We start from the raw sequence: 3,202 nt of genomic DNA, 5'->3' as shown, positions 1-3,202 counted from the left end.
GTATAAGGAAACACACAATGCCAATCATTACTCTGCCTGATGGCAGCCAACGTCAATTTGCCCACGCCGTTTCCGTCATGGATGTGGCCGCGGACATCGGTCCTGGTCTCGCCAAGGCGTGCATTGCCGGTCGGGTAAACGGTGAACTGGTGGATGCCTGCGAGCTGATCGAAGCCGATGCCTCCCTGGCCATCATCACCGCCAAAGACGAAGAAGGTCTGGACATTCTGCGCCACTCCTGTGCTCACCTGCTGGGTCATGCCATCAAGCAACTCTGGCCCCAGACCAAGATGGCCATCGGTCCCGTCATCGACAACGGTTTCTACTACGACATCGATCTCGACCGCACCCTGACCGATGAAGATCTGGCTGCCCTGGAAGAGCGCATGCTGGCGCTGGCCGCCAAGGATTACGACGTCGTCAAGAAGAAGGTCTCCTGGCAGGAAGCACGCGATGTGTTCGAAGCCCGTGGCGAGACCTACAAGGTCGAGATCCTGGATCAGAACATTGCCCGTGATGACCAGCCAGGTCTTTATCATCACGAAGAGTACATCGACATGTGTCGCGGCCCGCACGTGCCCAACATGCGTCACTGCCACCACTTCAAGTTGCAGAAGATGTCCGGCGCCTACTGGCGCGGGGACTCCAACAACAAGATGCTGCAGCGCATCTACGGTACCGCCTGGGCCGACAAGAAGCAGCTCAAGGCCTATCTGCAGCGTCTGGAAGAGGCCGCCAAGCGCGACCACCGCAAGATCGGCAAGCAGCTCGACCTGTACCACATGCAGGAAGAAGCGCCTGGCATGGTGTTCTGGCACAACGACGGCTGGACCATCTTCCGCGAGCTGGAAACCTTCATCCGCGGCAAGCTCAAAGAGTACGACTATCAGGAAGTGAAGGGTCCCTTCATGATGGATCGCGTGCTGTGGGAGCGTTCAGGTCACTGGGAGAAGTACGCCCAGGCCATGTTCACCACCCAGTCCGAGAACCGTGAGTACGCCATCAAACCGATGAACTGCCCGGGTCACGTGCAGATCTTCAACCAGGGTCTGAAATCCTACCGCGACCTGCCGCTGCGCATGGCCGAGTTCGGCTCCTGCCACCGCAACGAGCCGTCAGGCTCCCTGCACGGCCTGATGCGGGTACGGGGTTTCACTCAGGATGATGCCCACATCTTCTGTACCGAAGAGCAGATCATGGAAGAGGTGTCTGCGTGCATCCGCATGGTCTACGATGTCTACGGCACCTTCGGTTTCGAGAACATCGTGGTCAAACTCTCCACTCGTCCGGAACAGCGTATCGGCTCCGATGAAGCCTGGGATCGCGCCGAGGCCGCGCTTGCCGAAGCGCTGGTGCTGAACGGTCTGAAGTACGACCTGCAGCCGGGCGAGGGGGCCTTCTACGGTCCCAAGATCGAATTCACCCTGCATGACTGCCTTGACCGTGCTTGGCAATGTGGTACCGTGCAGCTCGATTTTGCCCTGCCGGGCCGTCTGGGTGCCACTTATGTGGGCGAAGACAACGAACGTCACGTCCCCGTGATGATCCACCGCGCCATTCTGGGCTCGCTGGAGCGTTTCATCGGGATCCTGACCGAAGAGTACGCCGGACTGTTCCCGACCTGGTTGGCACCTACCCAGGCCGTGGTCATGAATATTACCGACAATCAGGCCGATTATGCGGTGAAAGTAGCCAAAGCATTGAATGATGCGGGCCTTCGCGCAAAAGCGGACTTGAGAAATGAGAAGATTGGCTTTAAAATCCGCGAGCATACTTTGAAGCGGGTACCTTTTATGCTGGTCTGCGGCGACAAAGAAGTAGAAGCCGGCAAGATTGCAGTACGTACCCGTAAAGGGGCTGACCTGGGCTCTTATCCTGTTGAAGAGCTGATTGCTCTGTTGACCCAGGAAGTTCAGACCCGCGGACAAAAGAAAGTGGAGGAATAAGCTATAAAAGGCGGAAAAAAACTGGGCAAGCAACCGCAAGCCCGCGCTCACCGGATCAACGAAGAGATCCGTCTGAAAGAAGTTCGTCTGACTGGCCTGGATGGTGAAGCCATTGGCATCACCTCCATCCAGGATGCTCTGAACTTGGCCCTTGAGGCCGGAGTGGATCTGGTCGAGATCAGTCCGAACGCTGAGCCGCCCGTTTGCCGGATCATGGATTACGGCAAATTCCTCTACGAAAAGAGCAAAACCACCAAAGAACAGAAGAAAAAGCAGAAAGTCGTCCAGGTCAAGGAAATCAAATTCCGTCCTGGCACCGACGAAGGCGACTATCAGGTAAAACTACGCAACCTGGTTCGCTTTCTGGAAGACGGGGACAAGGCAAAGGTCACCCTGCGCTTCCGTGGTCGTGAAATGGCCCACCAGGATCTTGGTATCAAGGTTCTGGAGCGCGTCAAGAACGATCTGGAAGAGCTGGCCGTAGTCGAATCGTTCCCGAAAGTCGAAGGCCGTCAAGCTGTGATGGTCCTCGCACCCAAGAAAAAATCTTAAGGCCCACAAGAAATTGACTCATGGGGCCAGCCCCATGAGTCGGTTCGCCTTGCGATTTTGTTGTCACTCACAATGCGGAGTATGAAATGCCGAAGATGAAAACCAACCGGGGCGCCGCAAAGCGCTTCAAGAAGACTGGCTCAGGTCGCTTCAAGTGCAAGCACAACCACCTGCGTCACATCCTGACCAAGAAGAGCAGTAAGCGTAAGCGTCAGCTGGGACCGAAGTTCTTTGTTTCCGCTGCCGACCACAAACGTGTTGTCGCTTGTCTGCCGTACGCATAAGGGGGGATGTGAAAAATGCCGAGAGTTAAACGTGGTGTGACCGCTCGCGCTCGTCACAAGAAAGTAATGAAAGCCGCCAAGGGTTACTACGGCGCCCGTTCCCGTGTCTACCGCGTAGCGGTACAAGCGGTAACCAAAGCTGGTCAGTATGCCTACCGTGACCGTCGCCAGAAAAAGCGTCAGTTCCGTCAACTGTGGATTGCTCGTATCAACGCAGCAGCCCGTCAGAACGGTCTGTCCTACAGCCGTCTGATCAACGGTCTGAAGAAGGCTTCCATCGAGATCGATCGCAAGATCCTGTCCGATATCGCCGTTCACGACAAGCTGGCTTTCACCGCCCTGGTTGAAAAGGCCAAAGCAGCTCTGGTTTAATCTGGTTCTGTTATAAATGCTAAAAGGAGGCCTAGGCCTCCTTTTTTG

4 protein-coding genes are annotated in these 3,202 nt (G+C 56.0%); all 4 read left to right on the top strand.

What is annotated here, in order from left to right; genetic code table 11:
* Positions 1-17: 17 nt before the first annotated feature.
* The 4 genes from thrS (at position 18) to rplT (ending at position 3,154) form a co-directional block, all read left to right on the top strand.
* Positions 18-1,946 carry a threonine--tRNA ligase gene (thrS, locus tag CAK78_RS04535; protein WP_005300655.1) on the top strand — a complete coding sequence of 643 codons (1,929 nt, stop codon included), beginning with the start codon at positions 18-20 and terminating at the stop codon, positions 1,944-1,946.
* Positions 1,947-1,949: 3 nt separating this feature from the next.
* Positions 1,950-2,498, top strand: coding sequence for a translation initiation factor IF-3 (gene infC, locus CAK78_RS04530; RefSeq protein WP_026139078.1), 549 nt, complete (start codon positions 1,950-1,952; stop codon positions 2,496-2,498).
* Positions 2,499-2,584: 86 nt separating this feature from the next.
* Positions 2,585-2,782, top strand: a complete 198-nt coding sequence (gene rpmI / locus CAK78_RS04525; RefSeq protein ID WP_005300673.1) for a 50S ribosomal protein L35 — start codon at positions 2,585-2,587, stop codon at positions 2,780-2,782.
* A 15-nt stretch (positions 2,783-2,797) separates the two neighbouring features.
* Positions 2,798-3,154: a 50S ribosomal protein L20 gene (gene rplT / locus CAK78_RS04520; RefSeq protein WP_005300683.1), complete on the top strand. Its 357-nt coding sequence runs from the start codon at positions 2,798-2,800 to the stop codon at positions 3,152-3,154.
* Positions 3,155-3,202 lie beyond the last annotated feature (48 nt).

Source organism: Aeromonas sp. A35_P (assembly GCF_002259925.1).
GTDB classification, from domain to species: domain Bacteria; phylum Pseudomonadota; class Gammaproteobacteria; order Enterobacterales; family Aeromonadaceae; genus Aeromonas; species Aeromonas dhakensis.
The sequence above is the reverse complement of the archived record's forward strand: the minus strand, read 5'-3'. Positions and strand labels throughout refer to the sequence as shown.

Excerpts from the sequence above, each read along its gene's own strand:
- thrS (WP_005300655.1), top strand. The coding sequence starts at position 18 with ATGCCAATCATTACTCTGCCTGATGGCAGCCAACGTCAATTTGCCCAC.
- rpmI (WP_005300673.1), top strand. The coding sequence starts at position 2,585 with ATGCCGAAGATGAAAACCAACCGGGGCGCCGCAAAGCGCTTCAAGAAG.
- rplT (WP_005300683.1), top strand. The coding sequence starts at position 2,798 with ATGCCGAGAGTTAAACGTGGTGTGACCGCTCGCGCTCGTCACAAGAAA.